Origin of the sequence: Paenibacillus spongiae (assembly GCF_024734895.1) — a bacterium.
In the GTDB taxonomy this organism is placed as follows: domain Bacteria; phylum Bacillota; class Bacilli; order Paenibacillales; family Paenibacillaceae; genus Paenibacillus_Z; species Paenibacillus_Z spongiae.
The window spans coordinates 3,967,539-3,991,311 of sequence record NZ_CP091430.1 but is presented as its reverse complement, the minus strand read 5'-3'; the positions used below and the strand labels follow the sequence as shown (position 1 = coordinate 3,991,311).

The 23,773-nt window shown below is 52.1% G+C and carries 21 protein-coding genes; 2 read left to right on the top strand and 19 right to left on the bottom strand.

The genetic code is table 11. The annotated features are described in order from the left end of the window. Positions 1 to 77: 77 nt before the first annotated feature. The gene (locus tag L1F29_RS18215; RefSeq protein ID WP_258383482.1) at positions 78 to 434 is read right to left on the bottom strand and encodes a winged helix-turn-helix transcriptional regulator; all 357 of its coding nucleotides are present in this window, start codon (positions 432 to 434) and stop codon (positions 78 to 80) included. A gap of 144 nt (positions 435 to 578) precedes the next feature. Between L1F29_RS18215 and L1F29_RS18210 the strand changes: the two genes are divergently transcribed. Continuing rightward, positions 579 to 1,220: an NAD(P)-dependent oxidoreductase gene (locus tag L1F29_RS18210; protein WP_258383481.1), complete on the top strand. Its 642-nt coding sequence runs from the start codon at positions 579 to 581 to the stop codon at positions 1,218 to 1,220. Continuing rightward, a complete protein-coding gene (locus L1F29_RS18205) occupies positions 1,221 to 1,943 on the top strand; it encodes a DsbA family oxidoreductase (RefSeq protein WP_258383480.1) in 723 nt (240 codons plus the stop codon). Positions 1,944 to 2,174: 231 nt separating this feature from the next. Here L1F29_RS18205 and L1F29_RS18200 read toward each other — a convergent pair whose 3' ends face one another. From L1F29_RS18200 to L1F29_RS18115, 18 genes are all read right to left on the bottom strand, one after another. Continuing rightward, positions 2,175 to 2,687 (bottom strand): Imm6 family immunity protein, encoded by a 513-nt coding sequence (locus L1F29_RS18200; RefSeq protein WP_258383479.1) that lies wholly within the window; start codon positions 2,685 to 2,687, stop codon positions 2,175 to 2,177. A 13-nt stretch (positions 2,688 to 2,700) separates the two neighbouring features. Then, positions 2,701 to 5,664, bottom strand: coding sequence for an eCIS core domain-containing protein (locus tag L1F29_RS18195; RefSeq protein ID WP_258383478.1), 2,964 nt, complete (start codon positions 5,662 to 5,664; stop codon positions 2,701 to 2,703). Positions 5,665 to 5,874: 210 nt separating this feature from the next. After that, the gene (locus tag L1F29_RS18190) at positions 5,875 to 7,704 is read right to left on the bottom strand and encodes a hypothetical protein (protein ID WP_258383477.1); all 1,830 of its coding nucleotides are present in this window, start codon (positions 7,702 to 7,704) and stop codon (positions 5,875 to 5,877) included. A 24-nt stretch (positions 7,705 to 7,728) separates the two neighbouring features. Next, positions 7,729 to 9,285, bottom strand: a complete 1,557-nt coding sequence (locus L1F29_RS18185; RefSeq protein ID WP_258383476.1) for a hypothetical protein — start codon at positions 9,283 to 9,285, stop codon at positions 7,729 to 7,731. A gap of 24 nt (positions 9,286 to 9,309) precedes the next feature. After that, positions 9,310 to 11,304 carry a phage tail protein gene (locus L1F29_RS18180; protein WP_258383475.1) on the bottom strand — a complete coding sequence of 665 codons (1,995 nt, stop codon included), beginning with the start codon at positions 11,302 to 11,304 and terminating at the stop codon, positions 9,310 to 9,312. Next, positions 11,282 to 13,267: a putative baseplate assembly protein gene (locus L1F29_RS18175; RefSeq protein WP_258389729.1), complete on the bottom strand. Its 1,986-nt coding sequence runs from the start codon at positions 13,265 to 13,267 to the stop codon at positions 11,282 to 11,284. The genes L1F29_RS18180 and L1F29_RS18175 overlap by 23 nt, the downstream gene beginning before the upstream one ends. A 33-nt stretch (positions 13,268 to 13,300) precedes the next feature. Beyond that, positions 13,301 to 16,468, bottom strand: coding sequence for a putative baseplate assembly protein (locus tag L1F29_RS18170; protein WP_258383474.1), 3,168 nt, complete (start codon positions 16,466 to 16,468; stop codon positions 13,301 to 13,303). Between the two features lie 26 nt (positions 16,469 to 16,494). Then, a complete protein-coding gene (locus L1F29_RS18165; protein WP_258383473.1) occupies positions 16,495 to 16,896 on the bottom strand; it encodes a GPW/gp25 family protein in 402 nt (133 codons plus the stop codon). A 14-nt stretch (positions 16,897 to 16,910) separates the two neighbouring features. After that, positions 16,911 to 17,204, bottom strand: coding sequence for a PAAR domain-containing protein (locus L1F29_RS18160; RefSeq protein WP_258383472.1), 294 nt, complete (start codon positions 17,202 to 17,204; stop codon positions 16,911 to 16,913). 33 nt (positions 17,205 to 17,237) lie between these two features. After that, complete coding sequence (locus L1F29_RS18155; RefSeq protein WP_258383471.1) at positions 17,238 to 17,888, bottom strand: phage baseplate assembly protein V; 651 nt, start codon at positions 17,886 to 17,888, stop codon at positions 17,238 to 17,240. Next, entirely contained in the window at positions 17,885 to 18,970 is a 1,086-nt protein-coding gene (locus tag L1F29_RS18150) for a phage late control D family protein (protein ID WP_258383470.1), read from the bottom strand. Before L1F29_RS18150 ends, L1F29_RS18155 begins: the two co-directional genes overlap by 4 nt. 4 nt (positions 18,971 to 18,974) lie before the next feature. Further along, complete coding sequence (locus L1F29_RS18145) at positions 18,975 to 19,604, bottom strand: CIS tube protein (protein ID WP_258383469.1); 630 nt, start codon at positions 19,602 to 19,604, stop codon at positions 18,975 to 18,977. Between the two features lie 21 nt (positions 19,605 to 19,625). Further along, positions 19,626 to 20,354 carry a hypothetical protein gene (locus tag L1F29_RS18140; protein ID WP_258383468.1) on the bottom strand — a complete coding sequence of 243 codons (729 nt, stop codon included), beginning with the start codon at positions 20,352 to 20,354 and terminating at the stop codon, positions 19,626 to 19,628. Between the two features lie 123 nt (positions 20,355 to 20,477). Further along, positions 20,478 to 20,915: a phage tail protein gene (locus tag L1F29_RS18135; RefSeq protein ID WP_258383467.1), complete on the bottom strand. Its 438-nt coding sequence runs from the start codon at positions 20,913 to 20,915 to the stop codon at positions 20,478 to 20,480. An 11-nt stretch (positions 20,916 to 20,926) separates the two neighbouring features. Continuing rightward, the gene (locus L1F29_RS18130; RefSeq protein ID WP_258383466.1) at positions 20,927 to 21,070 is read right to left on the bottom strand and encodes a DUF6760 family protein; all 144 of its coding nucleotides are present in this window, start codon (positions 21,068 to 21,070) and stop codon (positions 20,927 to 20,929) included. A gap of 32 nt (positions 21,071 to 21,102) precedes the next feature. Then, positions 21,103 to 21,471, bottom strand: coding sequence for a phage tail assembly protein (locus L1F29_RS18125; RefSeq protein WP_258383465.1), 369 nt, complete (start codon positions 21,469 to 21,471; stop codon positions 21,103 to 21,105). 35 nt (positions 21,472 to 21,506) lie between these two features. Beyond that, positions 21,507 to 21,944: a phage tail protein gene (locus L1F29_RS18120; RefSeq protein WP_258383464.1), complete on the bottom strand. Its 438-nt coding sequence runs from the start codon at positions 21,942 to 21,944 to the stop codon at positions 21,507 to 21,509. A gap of 24 nt (positions 21,945 to 21,968) precedes the next feature. Beyond that, positions 21,969 to 23,759, bottom strand: a complete 1,791-nt coding sequence (locus L1F29_RS18115; RefSeq protein WP_258383463.1) for a phage tail sheath family protein — start codon at positions 23,757 to 23,759, stop codon at positions 21,969 to 21,971. Positions 23,760 to 23,773: the final 14 nt, after the last annotated feature.

The window sequence follows — 23,773 nt, the reverse complement described above, 5'->3', positions numbered from 1 at the left end:
CGAGCCTTCGATCGGATAGGCATTCGGTTCTCGTCGAAAAGCCGGGCTGCTCCCACTCCACCACGTTGGCCGAATAATTACTGATTCATTTTCTTGCTCATTGCATATTTCTTGCCCCACTCTCCCATACTTTCGAGAATTGGAATGAATTGTTTACCTGCTTCGGTCAACGAATACTCCACCTTTGGAGGCACTTCCTGATATACCTCCCGATGGATCATCTGATCATTTTCTAACTCCCTCAGTTGACTGGTAAGTATTCCTTTTGAGATACCTGGCACTAATCTTTGGAGTTCACCAAACCGTCTAGTCTGTCTTAAATGCCATAAAATAATGATTTTCCATTTTCCCGCTATGACATTCTGTGTTTCTGTTACCGGACATACCTCGATTTGTTCTTCCGGAGTTTTTCCTTTAAACGAAGTCCGTGCCATAAGAAATCCCTCACTTGTTCAATGGTTTTATTTTTGTGACTATGTTATAAAATTGTGCCTACTTTCAAAATCTGAACTAAGGACATAATATAGGACTATGCTCGAGCACACAACTTTGCATTATAAATGGAGGAATAAATAATCATGAAAATCGGAATCATTGGCGCGAACGGTAAAGTCGGACGTTTGATCATGAAAGAAGCTTTGGACCGGGGAAATGAAGTCACGGCTATTGTAAGAAATGTTTCAAATATCACCGACTCTAATGTTAAAGCTCTCGAAAGAGACATTTTTAAACTTACTTCATCCGAACTAAAAAATTTCGACGTTGTTGTTAATACTTTTAAAGCGCCCGATGGAGAAGAACATTTGTATGTCGAATCAGGTAGAGCACTTGTTGAGGCACTCTCGGATGCTCGGAATACCAAATTGATCGTCGTTGGAGGCGCTGGAAGCCTATTTGTTGATGATCAATATACAACGAAACTGATGGATACACCAGATTTTCCGGACATTTATTACCCTACCGCATTGAATGCAGGCAAACAGCTTGAGGAGTTGCAAAAAAACGATTCAATTACTTGGACGTATATCAGTCCTGCCGCCTATTTCGATCCGGACGGAAATCGAACGGGCACTTACAAGCTTGGAAAAGACCATGTCACCTTGAACAACCAAGGTCAAAGCTACGTGAGCTATGCCGACTATGCAATTGCAGTAATTGACGAGATTGAAAATCCGCAACATATAAATCAAAGATTTACGATTGTGGGTGAGTCGGAATAAATGATCTTTAGTAATGAAAAGAATAACATGAAGGTGGAAATTTGGGCGGATTTCGCTTGTCCATTTTGTTATATTGGCAAACGTCGCTTTGAACAAGCGCTCTCGAGACTCCCTTTTCGGGATCACGTTCAGGTTGTTTACCGCAGTTTCGAATTGGATCCGCATGCGCCAAAGCAAGTTCCGTATGACGTGTATGATATGCTTTCGAAAAAATTTGGTATGAGCCGCCAGCAAGCCATTACAGGTAACGAAAATCTGAAAAGCCAAGCAGCTGCGGTAGGGCTCGAATTTCATTTCGAAGGCTTAGTGCTGACCAACACATTCGATGCGCACCGTTTGCGCCATTATGCCAAACAACATGGGAAAGACCTGGTGATTTCTGAGTTGTTATACCGCGCTTACTTTAATGAAAATAAAAATGTAAGTGACTATGATACGCTAGCGGATTTAGCCACAGAGGCAGGCTTGAACCGTGAAGATACCCTCACGATGCTATTCGGAACTCAGTTTTCAGAGCTAGTGCGTAAAGAAGAAGCAGATAGTCGGATTCTTGGTATAACTGGCGTTCCGTTCTACTACATTGATCGCAAGTTTGCCTTATCGGGTGCTCAATCCGAAGAAATGTTCTTGAGCGCTCTACAAGAGGCTTGGAACGAACAGAATCGCGATGATGTGAGTTCTTCTAGCGAAAATTGCGTTGACGGAACATGCTATATAAAGTGAGACGAAAATCATTGAATTTTTTGGATGGATCCAGCGGTTACGTATGGATCCTTCTGCTGTTTTATTGAATTATCGTTTTACAAGCACAAGTACCACCGTTATTTTACTTTGGACCCATTTTTGCTTGAGCAAATCGGCAAGCAGCATTCCCCAGAAAAAAGCGACAAAATAGGGAGGGAAAACAAAAAGATCGACTGTGATTTCTGTCATAATCGTTCTTTTTGTTTCGCTTTATTCGACTAAGCAACGCATGATCTCAGTCCTAGTCGGTGTCTCCGTACTCCAAATGGGGAAATGATCGGTCAAATAGCTGAGCAAGTGCGTCTGGGTGTTCTCCGCATCCTGTCCGGCACATGCCAAATAACTGGCATGAAATTCCTCAAACGTTTCTTCCGAATCTCCGCTTTCGATTGTCTGCGGCAAGTATGGATTGTTTTGATGGCCATATGCACCGTAGATCGCGATAATCATTGCGTCCGCGATGCAAAACCAAACGGTCAGCTTATCGTCGTCAACTTCAGATTGTAATAAAGTGATAATCCCTGTATATTCCATGTTCTCCAAATCGGAGTAAAGATCGAAAGCCTCGATTCTTTTGTGCTCCAGCCATTCCCAACAGCGAGATAAAGCAGTCCTTGCCGCGGCGTAGTGAGGGGACTTTGACAATTGAGGAATGACAATCTCGGTTAAGCCTAGAAAATAAGCGACTTTTGCATCTTTGCTCATGTATTTAAATTGATCCACGCATCCACACATCCTATTCCACTAAGATACCGTCCTTGGTTAAATATCTTCCGTTTCTCATGACGAAACTGGATCTTCCTACAATTTTTTGTCCTTCCTTCGTTTCGGACGTAACGACAAGCGTAAGATTGGGATATTTATCGCTGAATTGCTTGAAGATGCCGGGTGCGACCTCAAGGTTATCGATCCCTTGGATACAAATCGGGCATACGCCGCTCACATTGGTTTGATGTAAGTACAAGGTTCCTGTAATCTCTTCGGGAGATTTGCCCAATTCCTTTGCCTTCATCGCAAAATCATTGAGAACCCCCTCTTCTGCATGTCTAGTAGCCGAAGGAAGCTTCCCCGGAGATTTGATGGGCCTGTCGGGCATGATAGCATCAACATCCGGCAGATTTGCCACTTGCCGGACTCTCGGACTACCCCCTTCGAATGTCATATGTTCCATACCCGGTACCGTGGTTCTGCCGACCGCTATCGTATTCAGGTCTTGAGAAACGTTCCATCTTTTCCGTAATAGATCCAAGTCTGTTCTCCCTATATTAACTCGATTTCCATATAACGTTAAGACCGTCCAATTATCTTCCAAACCGTTACCCAGCAGAAGATCTCGCGGCAGACCTTCGATCATCGCGTTTGAATCTATTAACGCATACGGATTGGATGATAACAGTTCGAACGCTTCGTCGGAAATTCGCGGTGGAACGATTCTGTCGAGAGGAGTTTCTTTGGCAAGGAAAGACCAGTTGTCTGCCACTGAATTGTCCAATAGGAAATCCAACGGCATTCCATCGTAAATTACTTGATCACCTGGTCCTACTACAGTGACCTCGGGCCTGCTCGTATTCAGCTTGCTCAGCCGAATCTCTTGTTCCCCTGCTAGAGCGGTTGCTGATTCAACGAGCGGAAGCTCGGCGCTCGGGGTAATAGAACTGACTCGATTGATTTTAACGGCGGTCAAGTTTCGTTTGAATGCTTTCGTCGAGCTTTGAATGCCTTTGCTAACCGCGGGGCCTAAGCTCATTCCCAGATCGATCGAATTCATGACAATTGAGAAGGCGATCAACACCATCTCCGTATCGTTCGCTTCGATCCGCTGAGGATCAACTACGTTATTGGCACCGCGTGCAAGCATGAGATACTGAATTCGATCCAATTGTTGCATGCCCGAATATATGCCATATGCGGATGAGGCTATTCCCAGGGCGATGGCGACAGGGGCAGTCGGCGGAAACATGGCAAGCAGCAGCGTAGCGACCGAAACTCCGCTTATGAGTACCGTTTCCGCGAGTTGCTTGCTCTCTGCTTGTTGCAGTTGTTCTTCGATCAAGGCGGAGATTACAGGATCCACTATAGGAAGAACATCCCGTATGACCGGGTTCAGTGACAAGAACAACTGGTCGTCCGACACCGCGGCTTGATCCAGTCTATCGATGAATTCCTGGTAACACGTGATACGCTGTTTGAAAGCCGACATGATCGACGGCTTCAATTCCGATAATGGAAGGTTTCCTCCGACTATCGTTGGTGGAAGTACTTGATATCCTTCAGGTCCAAGCTCGCGAAGATAAGGCTGGATGGCGGCTACGGATGCTGCCGCATTTGCAGTAGCCGGATGTTCTGCCGGATTCATCGTTTGCGGTAACGTGTCGAAGTTAGCAAACGAAGGTTTTGTCGTCAGGGTATTCGAAGTGCCTTCCGCGTGTTGGGCCAGTTTATCTGTTGGCAGAAACGGGGTTTGCCCGAGCAGCGGCCCGTTCATGCCTCCGCTGTCTAAAGCTTGCGCCTGCACTGTATAGTGACAACCCGTACATGCTCGGTATCGGCCTTGCATCTGCTGGTATAGTACGAAACGAGAATAAGAACCCTTCGTATTGAAAATTCGTTCCGTGATTTGTGCGGAATCGAAGTCTTTATGACTATCGGCAATGAGTTTGCGGGCTTCTTCCCCGATCACTTGTCCCTCAAGTTGATCCGGCGTCAACGAATCGATGAAATCACTCCATTGCGTCAAACTAATGATATTTTGGGCCATGCGAACGACGGTTACATTATAAACAAGACGACGAAACGAGTCCAATCGAGTGTTAAGTCCGTCGAACCACTCCTGCAGAATGGGCAAGATGGCTTCCATCTGATGATTCCGGTTAGTCTTCCGTACGATTTCTTCTGGCGAATCCGGCGTACCGTGTATTTCGCCTGGAAACTGCTGTGCTTGTGCGGCCATATTCGTTTGTGCCGCCAATTCATTTCGTTCCTTAACGATTGTGCTTTCAAATTCTTGTAAAAAGATGCGTGTTTCTTTCATTCCATAGGCTAGTGCGTATTGATCCATTTTGGTGAAAATATCGGTTCGGTCAGTGGAAAGCGTCACACCTTTGATTTCAACACGGCTATCCGAAAATAAGTTGGCGGAAGGCGGTTCTCCTGCATCGCTTATTCCACCGTCAGCTTCTTCCCTTTGAACCCTCTGCATGCCGCTCAGCGACTGTTGAACGACATGCGTCAGTTCATGAGCGATCAGCCGGTCGCCGTAAGGCGTTCCCGGCTGATATTCCCCAGCGGCGAACGAGATGTCATGGCCGAACGTGAACGCCTTTGCTCGAAGCGATCTAGCTGTATCTGCCGCTTGAGCATCGGTGTGCACCCGTACGTTCCCGAATCCCCAGCCCATTCGGTTCTCGAAGAATGTCCTAGAGTTGTTCGAGAGCGGTGTGCCGCGGCTGTGTAAGGATCGGACTTTACCTTCCGCAATCGGCGAAAGCACAGACGACGACGAGCCATATAGGCCGCCAATCGACTGTGCTTGATTTCGCATGACCTGATCGGCGACCCGATCCGCTTCTAGTTCGTAGAGATCGCCTGGTTGATTCATCTCGAGCTTGGTTTGAACCCAGAATGGCGCTTTCTCACGCTTCGTTTCTCTCGGCTGCGTCGATGGACTGGACTTGGGATGCGGATCCAAACCTTTCCTCATATGAGACAACTCCTTCTCCAACAACGTCTACCGCTCGAACGCTTGCCCATCAATGTAAATGCTGATTCATAATCTCCTCGTGCACAATCATGCTGTCCGAGCACAGTTCCTGAGCGGAAGAACCGGTCAATCCCCTTCATGTGTCCTGTACCGTATTGTCCTCCCCATCCAGCGGGATTCACTTGAGGTGATTGACCCATAACGCAGCAATTAGACGGCAGTCCAGGAATCGTTGTCATTATGTTTCACCAGACCTGCATCTTCAAGCTTGGAAAGCAAGTCTTTGATCGCATCCGCCTTCACCTTATTGCGCAGCACAGGATCAATGCTGAGTTGATCGATAGTGCGGCCGCTGTACAGGATCAATCGGCTGAGCACGTAATCTTTGTACCAAAACAAATCTGGATCAGGACTCGCATCCTCATCTTTATTGTGCTCCGTTGGAGGGATGATCCAATAACGGACCGTATAATCCTTTTCTTTATCGTCAGTATTAGAACGCGCATCTTGGAACAGAATCTGAAAAGTGAAATCGTTCAGATTGTAGATAGCGGACAAATGAATCCCTTCATCTGCAAGATGGCCCATGATGCCGACCTTTGTCTTATCCGCGGCGAGTTCAAGTGCGAGATTGATCGCACAAGGCTCCTGGATCGGCAGCTTGATCTCTGGAGAAAGGCGAAACTCGCCGATTTTCATTTTGTTGAACGACACACGCCCGGTCACGACAGGCGGTTCATTATCGGGGATCGGAATGACAACGCCCCCCGTGTCCGTAATTTTCACGACGGCGACTTGATTGTGGTTTCCCACCTTGACGCCGTTGCCAACGAATTGTATGGCGCTTGCAGGGAAAGACGCGCCGAGCTCATCGATGACGGTCACCTTTTGCGGATCGGCGAGCACGCCAGACAGATTGGTCACATTAATCGGATCCGATTCGCCGGCTTGATGACTGAGACCGTGCGGAAGCAGCTTGCCCGCAAGGTCGTCACCTGCTCCGATCAACTCTGCCAAGAGCGGATTGCTATAGACATAGGAGCGAACATGGTCCGACACCGCCATAATCGTACGGTTGTCGCCTAGCTGCAGCTGCGCAAGATACACGACGGACCACTTCGGTGCAATCCAGCCACCTTCTTCTTGACTGTCGAAGTAGTGGCATACGATTTGCTCGTAAACGGTGTCTTCCTCGATCACCTTCACCTCGCTGCCAAGCGAATCGCGTGCATTGCCCGCTGCGCCGACTCCAGACGTGACGATTGTTTTGCCGCCGATCGTGAATACGCCCAAATCGCTTCCGGCTCTCACCACATAGGATCGATCGATAACCGTTCCGGATGGAAGGTCGCTCAGCGTAAACGTCATGGGGTCTTGGAACAAGTAAACAAAGGAATCGGGCAGTTCTTCCAGCACGTCCACCACGATGCTCTCGCCTGCGGGGATCGCATTCGTGACGATCAGGCGCAGCACAACCTCAAAAGCGTCCCCTGCCTGCACCCATTTCGGAACGATCCGCACGAGCTCCCACTTATCCATATGAAGCAGCGTCGCCGTTTCATGACGAGTCTCGTGTCCGACGACAAGCGGCTCAGGAGGCGGGATGTTCGTGAGAGCCAGCTTATACCCTTCCGCGATTCGGTTCGGCTCGCACTCTTCTTTGCATGAAGGTGCGTTCGTAAGTGCGGGCATCGGCTCACGCGGACATTCTTCGTATTCCATGACCAAATAGAACGCGCTCGAATCGGCTGCCTCTGGAGGAAATACATTCAGATCGCGGATATCCGTCTGAACGGCTTTCGCGGCAACGACTTCACGGCCGATCTCATCGAGCGCAACGCCGGATCCCAGCTCGATCACGTGATCGTCGATGTCACTAACCTTTAAGCCCCATACGATGCCGTATCCATGAATCAGTCGGTTCAATAGATACCGCTTTTGGTTGAAATACGCTTGCTCTTCTTTGAAATCCCGGCTTGTCAGCAATTTCCCGTAGAAGTAGTTATTGCGCTCGAACAGATGCGGCTCCGTAACAGACATCATCGTTCCTCCTTGTTCGCGTTATTAAGTTAGCAGCTTGCTGTCTACTTCTCCTGAATCTTGGCTCTTAGGAATGGCCCACCAACGAATCGTGCTGATCTCGCTTCGCGTGGCTCGATTATCCGTCATGCGGAAACGGAGCAACTTTTCTTCTCGAAAATAGCTCGCGATAATCTCCACCTCATGGCGATCCGAGAAAATCATCTCGCTCCCATTGACTAGTGCATAGTAGATCAACGGGTCTTCCAAGTCGAGAGCGATCGCATCGGATACGAATACCGCACCGCGGAAGCTGTCTTTGAATACGACAGTTCCGGTAAACACTTGCATCTCGTTTGCCGCGCTAACCTGCACAAAGTTGTTGCCGAGCTTCTGCACCGCCAGGCCGCCTGCGAATGTGAAGCCCGACGCCACGGCTTTGCTTCTCCCTTTATTGTACGACACGTTAATCTTCTGCCCTTCGGCCAGCACGCCGCCAAGTCCGTCGACATCAATCTCGTCGTTTCCTCCGGCTTGATGGGTCAAAGCATGCAGGGGCAGCTTGCCGAAATGTTCCTCATCGCAGCCCAATCGCTTGCTCAAGTAGGGGTTGCCGTACACATAAGTACGGTCTGCTTCGTCGATCTGCGTGATGATGTCCTTCGCATTCACCGACAAAGTCGCAAGCAAGATGGAGCTCTTCTCGTCGCTGGCTGCAAGCTGACTACAGTAGCTCTCGATCCGCAGCTGCTCATACCGATTCGGCGCAAGGACCTTCATGGAACTTTCCGCAAGCTCCGCCTTGTTCTGGCCGTTCACCGTCAACGTACCGTCGATGGTAAGTGAATCAAGCTCCTCCAAAGCTCGCAGCGTATATGTCTTCTCGATCTGTTTCCCTTGGGCGTCGCCGTTATCAAGTACGAATTCCAACTTGTCGGTATGGATGAGGGAAAGCGGGGACGGGACGTTCTCTACGATCGCGTATTGCGGGCTTCCGTCGACCAATCGTTTCGTCGTAAGCTTCAGCACGGCATCGAATACGTCACCCGGCCGTACTGCTTTCGGAGCCGTTCTCTCGATCATGACATACGCGTCTTCGTAAATAACCTGCGTCGAGCAAAAATCGGCACCGGGGTCGGGGGCCGTCGTCGAGATGGATAACGTGAAGCCTTCCACAATTTTGTTCGCTTCGCACGCATCGCAGCAGCAAGAGGCGGCATGCGACTTCGTCCGAATTCGTTCCCGCGAGCATTCGTCATAAGTAAGGAGCAAGTAAAGAGATTGGTTCGCGCCGGACTCCGCCGGGTAACCGCTCAGTTCCCGGATATCCGTCAGCTCCTTGTAATCGCGGCTCACGACGATTTCTTTACCGCAGCCGTCGATTGCCACGCCTGCCCGGATCAGCAAGCCTCGGTTGTCGGGGCTTGCCGTCAGCGGCTCGACCTGCAAGCCGTACACGATGCCAGATCCGTGGATGAGCCGATTGAGCAAGTGTCGTTTCTCGTTCAGATAGCTCTGTTCGGTCTGGAAATCGCGAACCGTCAAGAGCTTGCCGGTGTAATACCGGTTTCTTTCGAAGGCGTGCAGATGAAAGTTGGCCATGCGTCCGGTACCTCCTTGTCCCAATTAGGCGAGTGCCGTATAGGCGGGTATTAACGTGGAGCTTCCGACTTGTCCGTATGGAGTCGGATTTTGCAGCACCGTATCGCGAGGGATGGCGCCGGTGCCGAGTCTGGCTTCTGGCTTTGTCAGCACGGTATTGATCCCCACATAGGTGTGCATATCGAGGTAGATGTAAGGCTGAAGCCATGTGATGCCTCCGCTAGTATGAGCCGGCTTCTCGGTGTCTACGATCTTTTGAACAGTCCGATATTCGCTCTCGGAATTCACTTGCTTCGGTTTTAATAGCACGCAGAAGCTATAGGGGTCTGTCCCGAACAATCTCTCGAGCAGCGCGATATTATCGGGATCCTCTGCGAATTGAAGCTGAAACGTCTCTACGATCAAAGGGATATCTCCTGTGAAAAGCCGAATCCACTCCTCCAGACCCTCCCGGGTGCCTCGCATGCCATACAGTCGCGGGATAGCGTGTATGAGCCTTCGCAGCTTGTCCTCCGGCCAATTCTCGTCGTATGCAATCGCGAGCCATGAGCCCAGCCAGCGCAGAAAATCTCCGTTGACGCTGTTGGCGTCGAACCAACGCGCGATGGTATCGATTTGCCTTTCGGAGGAAGTCATGAAGGCTTCGAAAATCGATAGATATCGCTCGAGGAAATCCCGGCTGTTCTCGTCTTCTTGGTACACGGCAGGCAAATATCGCAAATAGGATTTGCGAGGAAATACCGCCTGGACGCTCCTTATGCACGGAGATTCCGTTTCGCTGCCGATCAACGTCAGTCTGATCCACAGATATTGATGCTGCTGGTGCAAAATCAGCATCCGCTTCGGGTTGATCTGCGGCGCCGACCAGTCTGTTCTCGCAGATACATTGATTGCGGGATCGTTATCCGTGATATAGGACACTTTGAGCTGAGCATTGATTGGGATATCAGCGTCAATGACGAGCTTGTGCCATAACGAGATCGATTCGGTCTTGTCGAACGCTTGCGAATAATAGCTTCCGACGGCAAGCGGACTTCCCGGCAGTTTATTCAGCACCTGCGACTGAAGCAGGACGGTGATTCGCACAGCTTCTTGATCTGCGATGTAAAGTCTCCGGCTTTCATCGGCTGCGATTTCATCAGCCGGACCGGAATAAGCGGACAGCACATCCAGGTGCTCCCCTTCTGCCGAATACTTGTGCAAGTACTGTCCCTCATCGCTGACGGGATCGTTCGAGCTCTCGCCGATGTAGAGATCCCCGTCTCGATCCATCGCCATTGCGGAAGGTGATGCTAATGTGACTTCGAACGAAGATACGAATACGCATTGTGCGAATACGTATACTTTTTTCTCATGAGGCTCCAGCACCAACAGCGTACCATTCGCGGAAACCGTAATCGCACTCGGTTGTTTGCCGCTTAACTCGGCGATGCCGATCGGGGTCAAGAATCGTCCATGTCGATCGAATTGATAGACGAAGCCCTGTGTAATGTCCAACGCATAGATCTGTCCGCTGGCATCCACGGTTAGTCGTTCGGGATGAAACGGGAGTCCGCCGACCGTGACGTACGGTTTGCCTTCGGAATCCTCCATCTCCCCTGCACGCCAGGTCAGCTGGCCGTTTAATTCGGCAAAGTGCATCAGCCGATGCGGTCCGTCCCGATCCGCCACAATAATTCCGCCGTGCGCATAGGCAATGGCGATTGGATTCAAGCTGTAACCTTGCAAATCTACAAATCGTTCATAGCGTCTTTCTATCGAGTCGAATCGATAGACGAGTTTCGCAGCTGCATCCAGCAAATAGAGCGTTCGGCAATGGCCTGCAGCCAAACCGGTTAGCGTGATGCCTTTCGGCAATTGATTGGCTTCAATCGTGTCATCCGGTATATATTGTCGGATCGTTCGAATCGCGAGTTGATCATTGCCGCCGGTATCGACGTTAACACGAATGCCTTCTTCCCAAGCCGATCGATGATTCAGGGGCAAGGTCCAATACTCATTTTGTTCGTTGTTCGCCATGGCAACCTCCACGCGGTTTGCAGTCCTCATCTGCATTTACCGTTTCGATCTGGTGGGCTTCGGAAAAGACCAAGCTGTGCGGCGGTATGATGACGCTGCCTTCCGCATTGTGCTTGATCCCTTTACCTGATGCGGACACGCTGACGCGGTGCACGCAATCAACGCCGGGGGTGCGCTTGATCACATCATACAGCTCGGACACGTAAATCGGACGACCGAAAGGCCAACCCGTACCGGCGTTGCCGCCGGTCAAAGGATGCAAATAGCGGAGCAACGCTTCGATCGTTTTTTGTTGGGCAGTATCCGGGTGATAGCCGGATTGCACGCTGATCTGCGCCTCTACGGAGGCGCGGACGTAATCCGGCGACACGATGCGCAGCTTCGTCGTGAGAAGGCGCAGCGGCTGAAGATGACGGCAAACGGTATGCAAAAAGCCGCTGCTCGGTACGGGATTCGCAAATTCGCTGTAAGGGACGACAACGATCATAATGACGCCGGGAGTCGCTTTTCCATTCCGGTCTTGAAGCGGAATTGATTTGGCCCGGGCCACTCGCAAGCCCGGAGTGCGCAGGGCGAATGTCTCGTAGTCTTCGGACGTGGCAGCGCTATGCTCCTTTTGCAACGACTGGCGAGCACGGACTTGGACAGCCTCGATCGTCTCGTGTGACGTGCCTCCAGACGCAGGCTGCTCATTGCGAAGTTCAAGCGTTCGGAGCTCCGATGTGGGATTTAACCATTGCGTAATCGTACCGGCGCCAACGTTCCCTTTCACTCCTAAGGTAGATTGATAGATGGATGCGCGAATCGTGATGTCGCCTTTCGTTTGCGCCGCCTGCGGGATCGCTCCGTTCACTCCGTCTCCGAACAGTATGCGTCCGGAATCGGATTGAAGCACATAATGCTTGTCCGTCGGCCTCGATGCATCCAAGGAATCGACTTGCCGCCAATCGGTCCACTCGAAATCGGTGCCAGACTGTTCCAGCATTTGAAGCTTGAGCGACTTCGGCACAACCGGGAATGAAGCGAGCTTGAAATATTGACCCGGAAAGCCATTCGAGCTCCCCACATTCTCATCGTGAAAAGAGGTTCGCTGGATAACCGGCACCGTGTTTAATAGGATGCGCTCTACCTTCGGAGGAAGCTCATAGCCCGCCTTCATCACCCTCGCGCGAATCCAATACAAGTTCTCTTTCAACCGCCCGATCGTACGCTGCATCGGGTCATTCGGTGCGGTGAAGATGACGCGGCCGCTGAACGAGAGGTTTAACGTTTCGTCTGTTGCGATATTTAGCGGCGCCCAAGTGCCGCCGCTTGCGGATGAATAATATTCCCACGCGATCTCGGCCGAAGGACTTACCCATACACAGCGGTCTTCTCCGTCGACCGGATTTTGAACCACAGGGTACCGATCGTACAGTTCGAATGTGATCGGGATGGTCTCATCTTTCGGAAACGCGTGATTGAAACCCAGATACAGCATGCTGCCGACATCCGCCTTCGAACCGAAGGATGCGAAATGTAAGCCCGTACGGGAATTCGCATCCGAATAATCCGCGATTCCTGAAGGCTGAAAGCTGATGATGGAACGCAGCTGCGCCGCGGTTGCCAGAAGCGGCTCCACCGTCTCGAATATGACGTCTCCTTCGTGTGTCGTCAGCTGGGTATGGGCAGGGACGAGTACGGGGGCGTCGTTTCCGGCGCGATGCGTGAACGTGACGGCGGCATTGGCAGCTTGCGCAGCACGAGGTTTCTGACCTAAGAGCTGCAGGTATTTGATCTCGTTCTCGCTTCGAATTTGGTCTAGATAATAGTGTTGCAATTCCGTCAGCCAAGAGAACAGCTCGAGGAACGTGATGCCGGGGTCATGAACGTTGTGGTCCGTCCAATCCGGCGCATATCTCGAAATCCGCTTTAACGCGTCCTCTACGATTTGCTCGTACGTTTGATCGTCCAAATTCGGCATGGGCAGCACGATCTCGCCTCCTTCCCTTTCGTTCTAAGACAGTACCGGTACGCCTGATACGACGAGCTTGTGTTCTCCGCTGTAGAGGAGCAGATACGGTACGGATCGAATATCCGCCGGGGAATTCGACGTCACTTGCAGCGACTTGCCGCTCGCCGGATCCAGAATCGTCATGACCAGCTCTTCCACGTGATCGACGTTCCGATCGGCCTCGAGAAGCGAATAAAATTCGCTCAAGCAAGGCAGGTTGCCGAAGTCCCATCCTCTGCCGTCCTTCCCTCCGGTTAACGGATGAAGATAAGCGGTCAGCTTGCGGTAAGCTTCGGTTTCCACGGTCGGCATCGCATCGAACGTGCTGGCAATGAGGCGAGCCGATATCGACACTTCTGCGTACACGGGGCCGAACACTTTAATATGGCGCGGAGCGGCGGCGATGTTCGCGGCACGGCTTCTGAGGGATTCCTCGACTTGCTGCCTAAGCTGATGCGACGGAACCGGCTTCGTCTCGCTGCTGCGGGGCACGATGAGGACGGTTACCCATCCCGTCTCCCGTTCGCCCTTGTCATTGAAGTTCGGCAGACATTTCGCCTTGGCGATGCCTCGGGACGCTTGAAGCGTCAGTTGTTCATAGTCTGCTGCGGTAACGGCCCGGTTGCGGGTTCGGATCATGAGCGGTCCGCGTTCCAGTGCGCGAGCGAGCGGTTCCGTGTCATAGCCGCACTCGAATGCATAAGGATTGTTCGGACTGTTGACGTATGCGATCGAAGTACGCATGCTTTTCAGTTCGCCGGAGGCGATGTTTCCCGCGCTGCCTCCACCCGCTTGATAGTCGGAGGATAGATTGTCTCTGCCGATCGGTGGGATCTTGCCATAGACGCCGTTGCCGAATTGCACCGTTCCGAACGTCCGGTCGATCTCGTAGTGACGGCCTTCTCCATTAGTCTCTTGCAGGCTGTCCACCGCCGTCCATAACACCCAGAACGACGTGGTCACGCCGGCATCGTCCTTTATTTCGCGAACGCTCATGCCGGGATTGTCAATTAATGCCTTTCGTTCTTCCTCGGATAATACGCTGAGCTCGTTTATGTAGATCTGCTCGGACAGAACTGGATATTTGGTGAATTGGTAAGTTGCAGAAGCTTGTCCTATGCTCGAACCGAGAATTTCACCCGCGATGCTCTCGGAATGAACGGCCATCGTCGTATTCAAGAATATTCCATTCAGGAGCGGCGACGGGACGATCCGGTTGTCGGACGAGGACGAGAATCTGGGATCGAACAGCACAAAATCATCGCACGGTTCCGGTCCGCACGAACAGCTCTCTTCTTTATTCGAATGAACAGCAATATGCGACTGGCTTATGCGATTTAGTTTGTGAAGGTGCGTAAGGCGTGACGATTCTTTCGACTGGAATCGATTCTCCGTGTCCACCGCGCGAATCCAATAAAGCGAAGTGCCGAACAAAGCCTCCGGAATCGCCAAATCCGGCGGACCGATGAATTCGACGCATCCGCTCTGCGTCAGATGCCGGGTGAAGTCCTGAACGTCCAGCCGCGCCCAACCGGATCGGCCGTCGCTTGCTCGGTAATAATCCCACTCCAGCCTCGGGAAGTCCGATTCGCGGTATTCCTGATCCTGCACATGGAAATAGACGCTGTTCGGCCCTTTGATCGGCGGTTTATCGAATCCGATATACAACGCGGGATGAACGTCGGCAAGCCGATAAAAAGGTTGAATCAAACGTCCCTTTTGAGCATCGTCCGTGCAATCGAGATAGGTTAAGTTATTGTAAGTTGCGATGTGCTGGGCTGTCTGGCTTATCACCTTATACTTGATATGCAGCCGCGAAATTTTGGGGGCGTAGAATCGAGCTTCCAGGGCATTTCCGCTGAATACTTCTTTGCCGAAATCGCCGCTTACTAGCTTGCATCGGATCCAATAGTTGGATTGTCCTTGAACGATCGTCTCGGACATCTCACTCGGAACCGTAAATATCACTTGTACCGATCGGCCGTCAACGGGTTCTTTATTCGTGATCCAGAAGTTTTCGTCGATTTTTCCGAGCCGCATCCATCCTTGCCCGTTCCAATACTCCCAAGAAAGCTGAGCGGATATCCCGTTCATACGTTTGGCCGTTAACAAGGGGTTATCGGATATGATCCAGTCGATTTTATGTGTCAGTGTAAAGTCGAGCGTGACAGTCGCTCCTTTTTTGGAGAATGCTTCTTTGCTCGCTACATAAAAGGTATCGTACAGACGGGGTGTTACCCCGAACGGGAAATATTTATTTGCGTCAACGTCCAGCGGAACGTTGTTGTAGTAAGCCAAGTCGGGCTGCGTAAGATCTTGGTCAATCGAGAGGGTGATGTTCTCGAACTGAATCCCTTCTGTCGACTTGATCTGATTCGGCCGAACGCTTGCGCGAATCCAGCGGCTTTTTACGCCATTTACGGTCGTTTCGGCGATATCAGGCGACTCATCGGTGCTTAATTTAATTTGCCCCCCTTCATGCACGGCGGTCATCGGCTTCCATCCACCGTCCGAGTCCGAACTATAATGCCATTGCATGACGTTCGTGTTAGCGAAAAGGTCTAGCTGGGGCCCTGTCATCGATCTTCCAGTGAAGCTTAACAAGAAGTTGGTTGCGGCTCTCACCTTCAACAAATCGGAATGTCCGATATAGAGCGCATGAGACTGCAAAACCGATTCTTCGAATATTTCGAACGGTGTATTGCTGCTCGCATCGAGGATTGCTGCAGGTGCTTCCGAGATGCGGTCTTTGTTTGGATAATAAGACAGTATGCGTTTGATCTTGGCAGGCGTTGCCGCAATCGTGCGTTCCGTCTCGAAGACGATCGGCTTACCTCCGTTATTCGGCGGCGCAGCAACTTGCGTGCGTGCCGGGATGACGACCGAATCAAGAGCGCCCGAGCTTAACGCAAAAGTGACCGGACCTCTCGCTTGGCTGGCTGGCAGCAGCTGGAGTCCGAGCCGATTGAGGAACGCGATGAAGTTCTTATCCGGCACACGATTCAATCGCTGAAGAATGCCTGCGTACATCCGGGCGAAGATATCCATCACCGCAGTCCCGGCATCCTTGTCCGAATCCGGATCCCATTCGGGTGTGAAGAAAGGAGCCAATTCCCTCATTTCTTTGGCAATATCGCGAAACTCTCTTGGATCGATCAGCGGGGATTTCATCCCTTCACCTCCGGAATGGCTGTTGATCAACTCACGCGCAAATAAAACGGATAGACGAGATTGTACGGTTCATTCGTGGAGCGAACGACATATTGGATGTCGATCAGCAGCTTGCCGAGAGCAAGCGCTGAGGGATCCTGCGATACGGTGACGCCTTTCACGATGATCCGCGGTTCCCATCGAATAAGTGCTTCGCGAACGCTTGACTCCATCAAGCCGATCGTCGCCGTGTTCAACGAGGCAAACACATAATTGTGTATGCCGCAGCCAAAATCGGGCCGCATGACGCGCTCGCCTTTGGCCGTGAACAAGATGATGCGAATCGCTTGCTCGATATCTTGTTCGTGGGTCGCGAGAGCGATACGACCGGAAGCTCCGTTCACTACGACGGGGAAATTCCAACCGACACCCAAGAAATCATTGGCCATTCCATGCTTCCCCCTTAGCCGATCATAACGTTCGGTGCTCCGGACAATATCGTATTCGGAGGGCCTCCGCCTTCCACGATGCTGTCTCCCAATCGGGCGGCCGGAAGCGAGTTAATGAACACCGTGGCGCTTCCCGCGACGACATTGCCGCCCACATGCGGATTCGGCGTCGAGAGCGGACAAGCATGTGTATCCGACAATGCGCGCCATGCCGGCATTCCGCCGATGAGTACGTTTATGCTGCCAGGTCCCGGGCATAATGGTGAACCATGGCTGGTCATGTCCCCTGCTCGAGCTGACGGCGGCATGGCGTTCACTCCTTCGCACAATAGTTAATGTCATTAATTAATGTTGACCATGGCGCCTTGAAGCGTCAACGTCGCCCCGGCCTTAATCGTCAGCGTGGTGTCCGCACTGATCTCGATCATCTGCGATTTCAAGTTGAGGCGCATCGCGCTCTCGATATGAATTTCTTTCTGGACGGAATCCATCTTGATCTTATTGCTCCCGGTATGATCGACGATCTCGATTTTCTCCGATCCGGACGTATTGTCGAGCACGATCTGATGCCCGCCTTTCGTCTGAAGCGTCACTTTCTCCTGGCCGTTCGTATCGTCAAAAGTGAGCTCGTGTCCGCTGCGAGATTTGATCGTGCGAATGTTGTTATCCCCGTCGCCGTTCTTATTGGGAGGGTTGTCTTGGCCGTTCCAGATGGCCCCGATCACATAGGGGTGATCGATATTCCCCATCTCGAACGCGACGAGCACTTCATCTCCGACTTCCGGCAGGAAATAAGTGCCTCGGCCGTTGCCTGCCATCAGCGTCGCCACTCTCGCCCAGTGGCTCTCATCTTCGCCTTTGCGCCAGGGGAATCTCAGCTTGACGCGCCCCATATGCTCCGGATCTTGATTGTTCGTCACTATCGCGTTCGCGACGCCATGTAATTGTTCTCCTCCGGAATTTCCCGTTTGCATCAAGTCCAAAAGACTCATAGCGCATTCTCCTTGATATGAAAAATCGTCGTGTAGCCGGAGCTGCCGATCGTATGCGTGCTTTTCACGATGTAATAGGCTTTGCTGAAGCGTTTGCCCAGACCGTCCAATTGGATTCGTTTGCCGGGCTTAATCTCCGGTATGCCGATCGTCTCGCCGCTGCCTTTAATAAGGCCTTCCGCGTGCTCATTCAGAATGGATCTCGCCAGTTGGTCCGCTTGTTGCTGCGAGAAGACGGGAATGCGCGCGTTCTCGCTGATTTTGTTGGCGGAGGAGCCCGACACGAGCTCGCCTCCGGTTCTCTCGCGGGAATGAGACTGTCTCCCGGCCTCGTCGCCGACCCTCGCCGTCCCTACAATTTCCCGCTTCGCTTTCGGATCCCAGCCTCTTACTTCGACTTCTTGCACTTGCCCCGCGAAGTTCAATTCGGGCTGAAATTGCAGCAGGTTTTGTTGCCAGACGAGCGTCAAGAAAGGATCGCTTTTCAAATCCGGGGCTCGAAAATAGAGCGTATCTCCGAACACATAAAAATCGAAGTAGTTTTGCTGCGCGAGCGATTGAAGGAATTGGTAATCGTTTTTCCTGGAATCTTTCGTTATCTTCGGGTACTCAATGTGAGTGTTTTCTACGTCGCTTTTCAATTGATTTTCCATTGCGAGCCGCTCTGCCAGATCGCTGTGCTTCAAGTTGTTCCAGGACCGCGGTTCCTTCTTTTGCATAAGCAGATTGGACAAGTCCAGTCCGCTGACTTCCAGCTGCGGAGGCCCGCTCGAAGGAAACTTCGTCGTGATGGAAGTGACCATGCCGATCAGCATGAGCTCGAGCTTGCCCGCATACCCCATTCGAATCGTGACTCGTTTGGTCGCCGGTAAGAATAGATCGATCCACTTGATATCGACTGTGGCCTTATCGAACGCATGATCAATCGTAAACGAAAAATGGTCCGCCTCATCGAGCGATTGATCCACGGTCACACTAGAGATGATGGCGCCTTCTTTCGAGAGATTGCGTCCATCGACTTCAATCTCGAACTGCGGCGCGTAAAAATGTCCGTATTTGTCGTCCAATTCCGCGAATTTCATGCCATCACTCCAACGGAGGAACCGTAATTTGCTTACCAGGAGGAACCTGACGCGGGTTCGAAATGTTGTTCGCTTTGGCGATTTCGCGCCACTTGCCGGGGTCTCCGTATTGCTGCGCGGCGATGGCGGACAACGAAGTGCCCGCATTGACCGTCACTTGTTTCGCCGGGTTGGACGACGGATCTTCTGCCATCTGCTCTTGAATCGTCTTATACTCTTTGATAGAGACATTCAACGTCGCACGCACGGGAATGCCGGAGCTCAGGAACATGGTGAACTTCTGGGACACCTTCTCGATGACGCCTTTGATTACAAGCTTGCCCCAGATAAACATGCATACCGGAGGCGCATGCAGGTCTCTGTCAATGTTAAGCAATTCCGTCACTTGTCCCGTATATATGCGGACGTCTTCTCCCTGCTCATACGTATCGAAGAACAAATCCATCGTCAGTGTCTGCGCGTTCCCGCTCACGAACTGCAAAGCCGGAACGGATTTGCCCGGCAGCGCGACGGACTGATATTGGTTGCCCTTCTCGATCGAATATTCAGTCGGGTTGAACAGCACCTTGACCGGCTGGCCTTTCGGGTCGCCCCGCTCGTCAAGCGGCTGAATGAGCGCTTTCTCCAAAACCATAGGCGCCTCCGGGAACTTGGCTTATAAGCCTTTTCTTTGCCTTTCAATGCGAAGCTTCCGCTCGATCGCTTGATAGACGTCGTCCGTCAATCGCTTCATATCGATCGCCTGCGGCGGTGCTGCTGGAAGCTCGTTCTGCACCATAGGCGGGGCCTCTCTTCGGCTTTCCGCTTGGGCAGCATCAGAAGGCTTGTCCGATGCAGCCGTCTGGGGATTTGCCGCGAGCAGCATCGTGACGGAACGAGAGAAAGAATAGGCATTCTCATTGTTCACATGCGTCACGTGATGCGGATGCACCTCACGCGAAGCAATCCATGTCGCCTTCACGATGCTTTCCTCTGGCAGAACGCGAGGCGCAGTCCGATCTTCTAATGGCTTATGCTGTGGAAAACTGGCCTTATGGCGATGATTCCCGATTGGAGAATAGAACGATGAGCTCAGGCGTACAAAGTGATGCCGTTCCTCCGTGTGGTTCGGAAACCGATGTGCAGCAATCGCCCGCGTCGGTACACTCCAAGCGTCGATTACCCTTTCGACAACACGGATCGGCAATGGCCGCGGAAGAAACGACAGCACCTGCTTCGTAACGGACGTCCACGCATGCGCTATTACGTTGGAACTGCTATGCATGGAGAAGATGCGATCGTTCATCGTCCGATTGAAGGAATTCACATGCAGGTGAACTTCAATCGGACGGATGTTCGTCGTCGTCATCCACAAGCTGCGCTCTGTAACTCTCTCTCTCTGCATTAGATTCCAGCGAGTTGAAGCTGTAAGCAACACCAGCCTGGGTCCGGCCGTTCTTTTAGCTGCCGGGTTGCCATACTTATTCATCACTCGCTGCGCAAACTGTAAGGACAGAGGCTGCATACGTCACCCATCCTTGCTGAATCCGTTGTGCACGAGCTCGATCGATTCGAAGGCAACGGTTCCGTTATCTGCTTTAAATTCCGGACCGGTCCATTTGACGGGGATTGCCTCTCGAAAATTCCAACGCCACTTCTCATCGCCGAACGCGTCGACCAGAATGACCGAGCCGCTCCTGCGGGTAATTTTTCCGCTAGACGTCTCTTGGAACCAAGTCCACAACGTACTGGAGTTTGTCAATCCTCGCTTTAACGTGAGACTCGGGAATTTCGTCGTTTTCAAAACTTTATGAACGTACTGGTTAACCCCACCTTCGCGGTAATCTTCGGTTTCCAGCTCTGTCTGCAAGCCGGATACTTCGGAGAATCCGCCGACGACGAGCCCTTCCAGCTCAATATGAAACCTGAAGCTCGTAAGCGGGTCTTTCCGGAGCGCCGCTACCATACTTTCTCCCCCTAGAGCTTAAAGACGTTGTCCGGCGTCTGATTCGACTTGCGATGGATGCTCGATATTTCCTCGCACCAGCGCATTCGCTCCCGGTGGTCCAATTGCATGATCTCCGAATGCGGCCAGTGAAAATAGTAAGCGATAAAGGCCATCTCCTCGTAAAGCTTATCCAGAGGGTAGCCGCTTAAGCTTCCCCCGAGGCCGCTACCTCCACGGCAAACTTATGCTCGCAGCGCGGGCATTCGGCTTCTACGCCCGACATGCCGCTCTCGTTGAGCTGATGGTAGAGCTGCTGCAAGTACGCCAGATCGCTCGAGAACAAGCCTTCGATGACGCCGGGATTGATCATTTGCAATTCTCCCAGCTTCGTCACGACGCGGGAGAGCAGGATGACCGTCAGATAGGCCGGATTTTGCTGCACCCGGGGGTCCTTGAGCGGCAAAATCTCGTCCGCGGCAGTCGCCAGGCGCATGACGCCGTCCCGGTGAAGGTTGCCGTGCTTATCGACGTAGCCTTTGGGTAACGTGAATTCGAATTCGGTAACGAAAGTCATAAGATGCCTCCTGATCGATGAGCGTTATCGGATGATTAGCTGACGCGCGTCATGCCTTCGTGCACGATTTCGATCGATTCGATCGCGATTTCGTTGCCTTTGGCGTTAAAGTCCGGCGCGTCGTATTTGGTTGGCCATGCGCTGACGAATTCCCAGCGGGCTTTGTCATTGCCGGCTTCGTCAACGATGATGATGGATAGATTCCGGCGCTGAATGTTGCCGACAATCGCTTCCTTGTGCCAATTGTACAAGTCGAGCGAATCCGTCTGGCCCCATTTCAACGTAATGTTGCCGTATTTGGTCAAGCCGGAAAGCTTGCGAACGTGCGTCGGGTCTGTCCCTTCCCGGTATTCGATGACGTCGATCGTCGAGTCGAAGCCGGTCGCGTCGCTGAAGCCCGCTTGCTGGATACCGTCGATCTCGATGCGGAATCGGAAGTTGCGAAGCGGATCTTTACGCTGCCCTGTCGCCATGAAAGAGTTCCTCCTCTAATCCATTCAATAAGCTTGGTTAATGTCTGTGCCGGAAGATACTTGCGCGATCCGGAAGATGACGAACTCCGCGGGGTTCACAGGAGCGATACCGATGATCGCGATTAGCCTGCCGTTCTGGATATCTTCTTTCGTCATCGTCGTATCGTCGACCCGTACGAAGAACGCTTCCTCTTGCTTCGTGCCCATAAGTGCGCCGTCTCGCCAGACGCGGGTGAGAAAATCGTTGATCGTGCGGCGGACTCTCGCCCACAGCTTCGCGTCGTTTGGCTCGAACACGACCCACTGCGTGCCTTCGTCAATCGACTCCTCGATGAAGTTGAACAATCTGCGCACGTTGATGTATTTCCAAGACGGATTACTGGAGGTCGTACGGGCCCCCCATACGCGAATGCCGCGGCCGGGGAACGAGCGAATGACGTTCACGCCGAGCGGATTGAGCGTCTCTTGCTCCTGCATCGTGATCTGGAACTCCAGATCGACCGCCCCGCGCACAATTTCGTTCGCAGGCGCCTTGTGCACGCCGCGCTCCGCGTCGGAACGCGCATAAATACCTGCAACGTGACCGCCGGGAGGCACTTCGATCTTCATCCCGCTCGTTGGATGAACGATCTTGACCCAAGGATAGTAATAAGCGGCGAACATGGAATCGTAATGATCCGCGCGCGGGTTCACATTTGTAACATTCGCTTCGCCTTTCTTCGAATCGATGATGACAACGCGGTCTCTCAAATTTTCGCATTGCGTAATCAGCTCGGTTGTTAAACCCGGAATAACTTCGGAATATGGGGCGTGGAGGATGGAAATATCGTCGATATCGGCGAACGCGAACAAGCCTTTCTTATCGGGCTTCGTCGTCTTGCCTCTCACGAAGTCTTCAACGACTAGCTTCGTTGACGTAATCCGATAGGTGGAGTTCAAGTCCGGGACGGTGTCCCAAGCCCGATCAATCGTTGCCGTTATGGTAGCCTTATCGTAAGCCGTAATCGTATATTTCTTATCTTTGCCGGTGCCCTCTACGATTTCGAGCGTCATGTTGACGTAGGCATTCGCTTCGGTCGAAGCCGTAGCCTGTGCCAGCTTAATCGTTTTGTTCGCCGCATCGACGATTTGCGGTTTTCCTTCGTCCTCTCTCGAATCCAATCCGCCGGTCAAATAACCGACCGCATTTTTGCCATCCGCGGGCAAAGCCCCTGTGTCGCCGCTTTTGCTTTTCAGTTCAATAAAAGCGGATACGCCGTTCACTTTGATGGCATAGAAGTCCGGAGAAGAAGCATCGGCGGAGACGTTGTCGAAGCTCTCCGTAATCGTAGGCTGCGGAAGCTTCTTCGTATCCGCGATTGTCGGAGCAAGCGCGCTGGAATCCGGAACCGCATCTTTCCAGTAATACACGTTGATCTTGATGCCGCTAAGCGATCCTTTGGTCACGGATACGGCAATTCGGTTGCCCCAAGCGCCTTCCCCGATTGCCTGGACGGTTAAGCCGTTCTGATCTGCCGCATCTTTCAGTTTGCGATCGGCCGAAACGGCGCTTGCTTTCGTGATGCGCGCGATGTAGCAGCGTTTGCCGCCGTTGTCGAAGAAGCCCTTTACTGTATGCGGCAAATACGGCTGCTCGCCTAACACTCCTCCGTACACCCTCTGAAATTGCAGCCAGCTCGTAATCAGTCTCGGCGTCGTCGGCCCGCGTTCGGTCTGACCCAAAAATCCGGCTGTACTCGTGGAAACTCCTTCTACCGGCTTTCCGCCGAGTTCAATCTCTTCAACATACACTCCGGGCGCAAAATATTGCGGCATCCTCTCATCCTCCC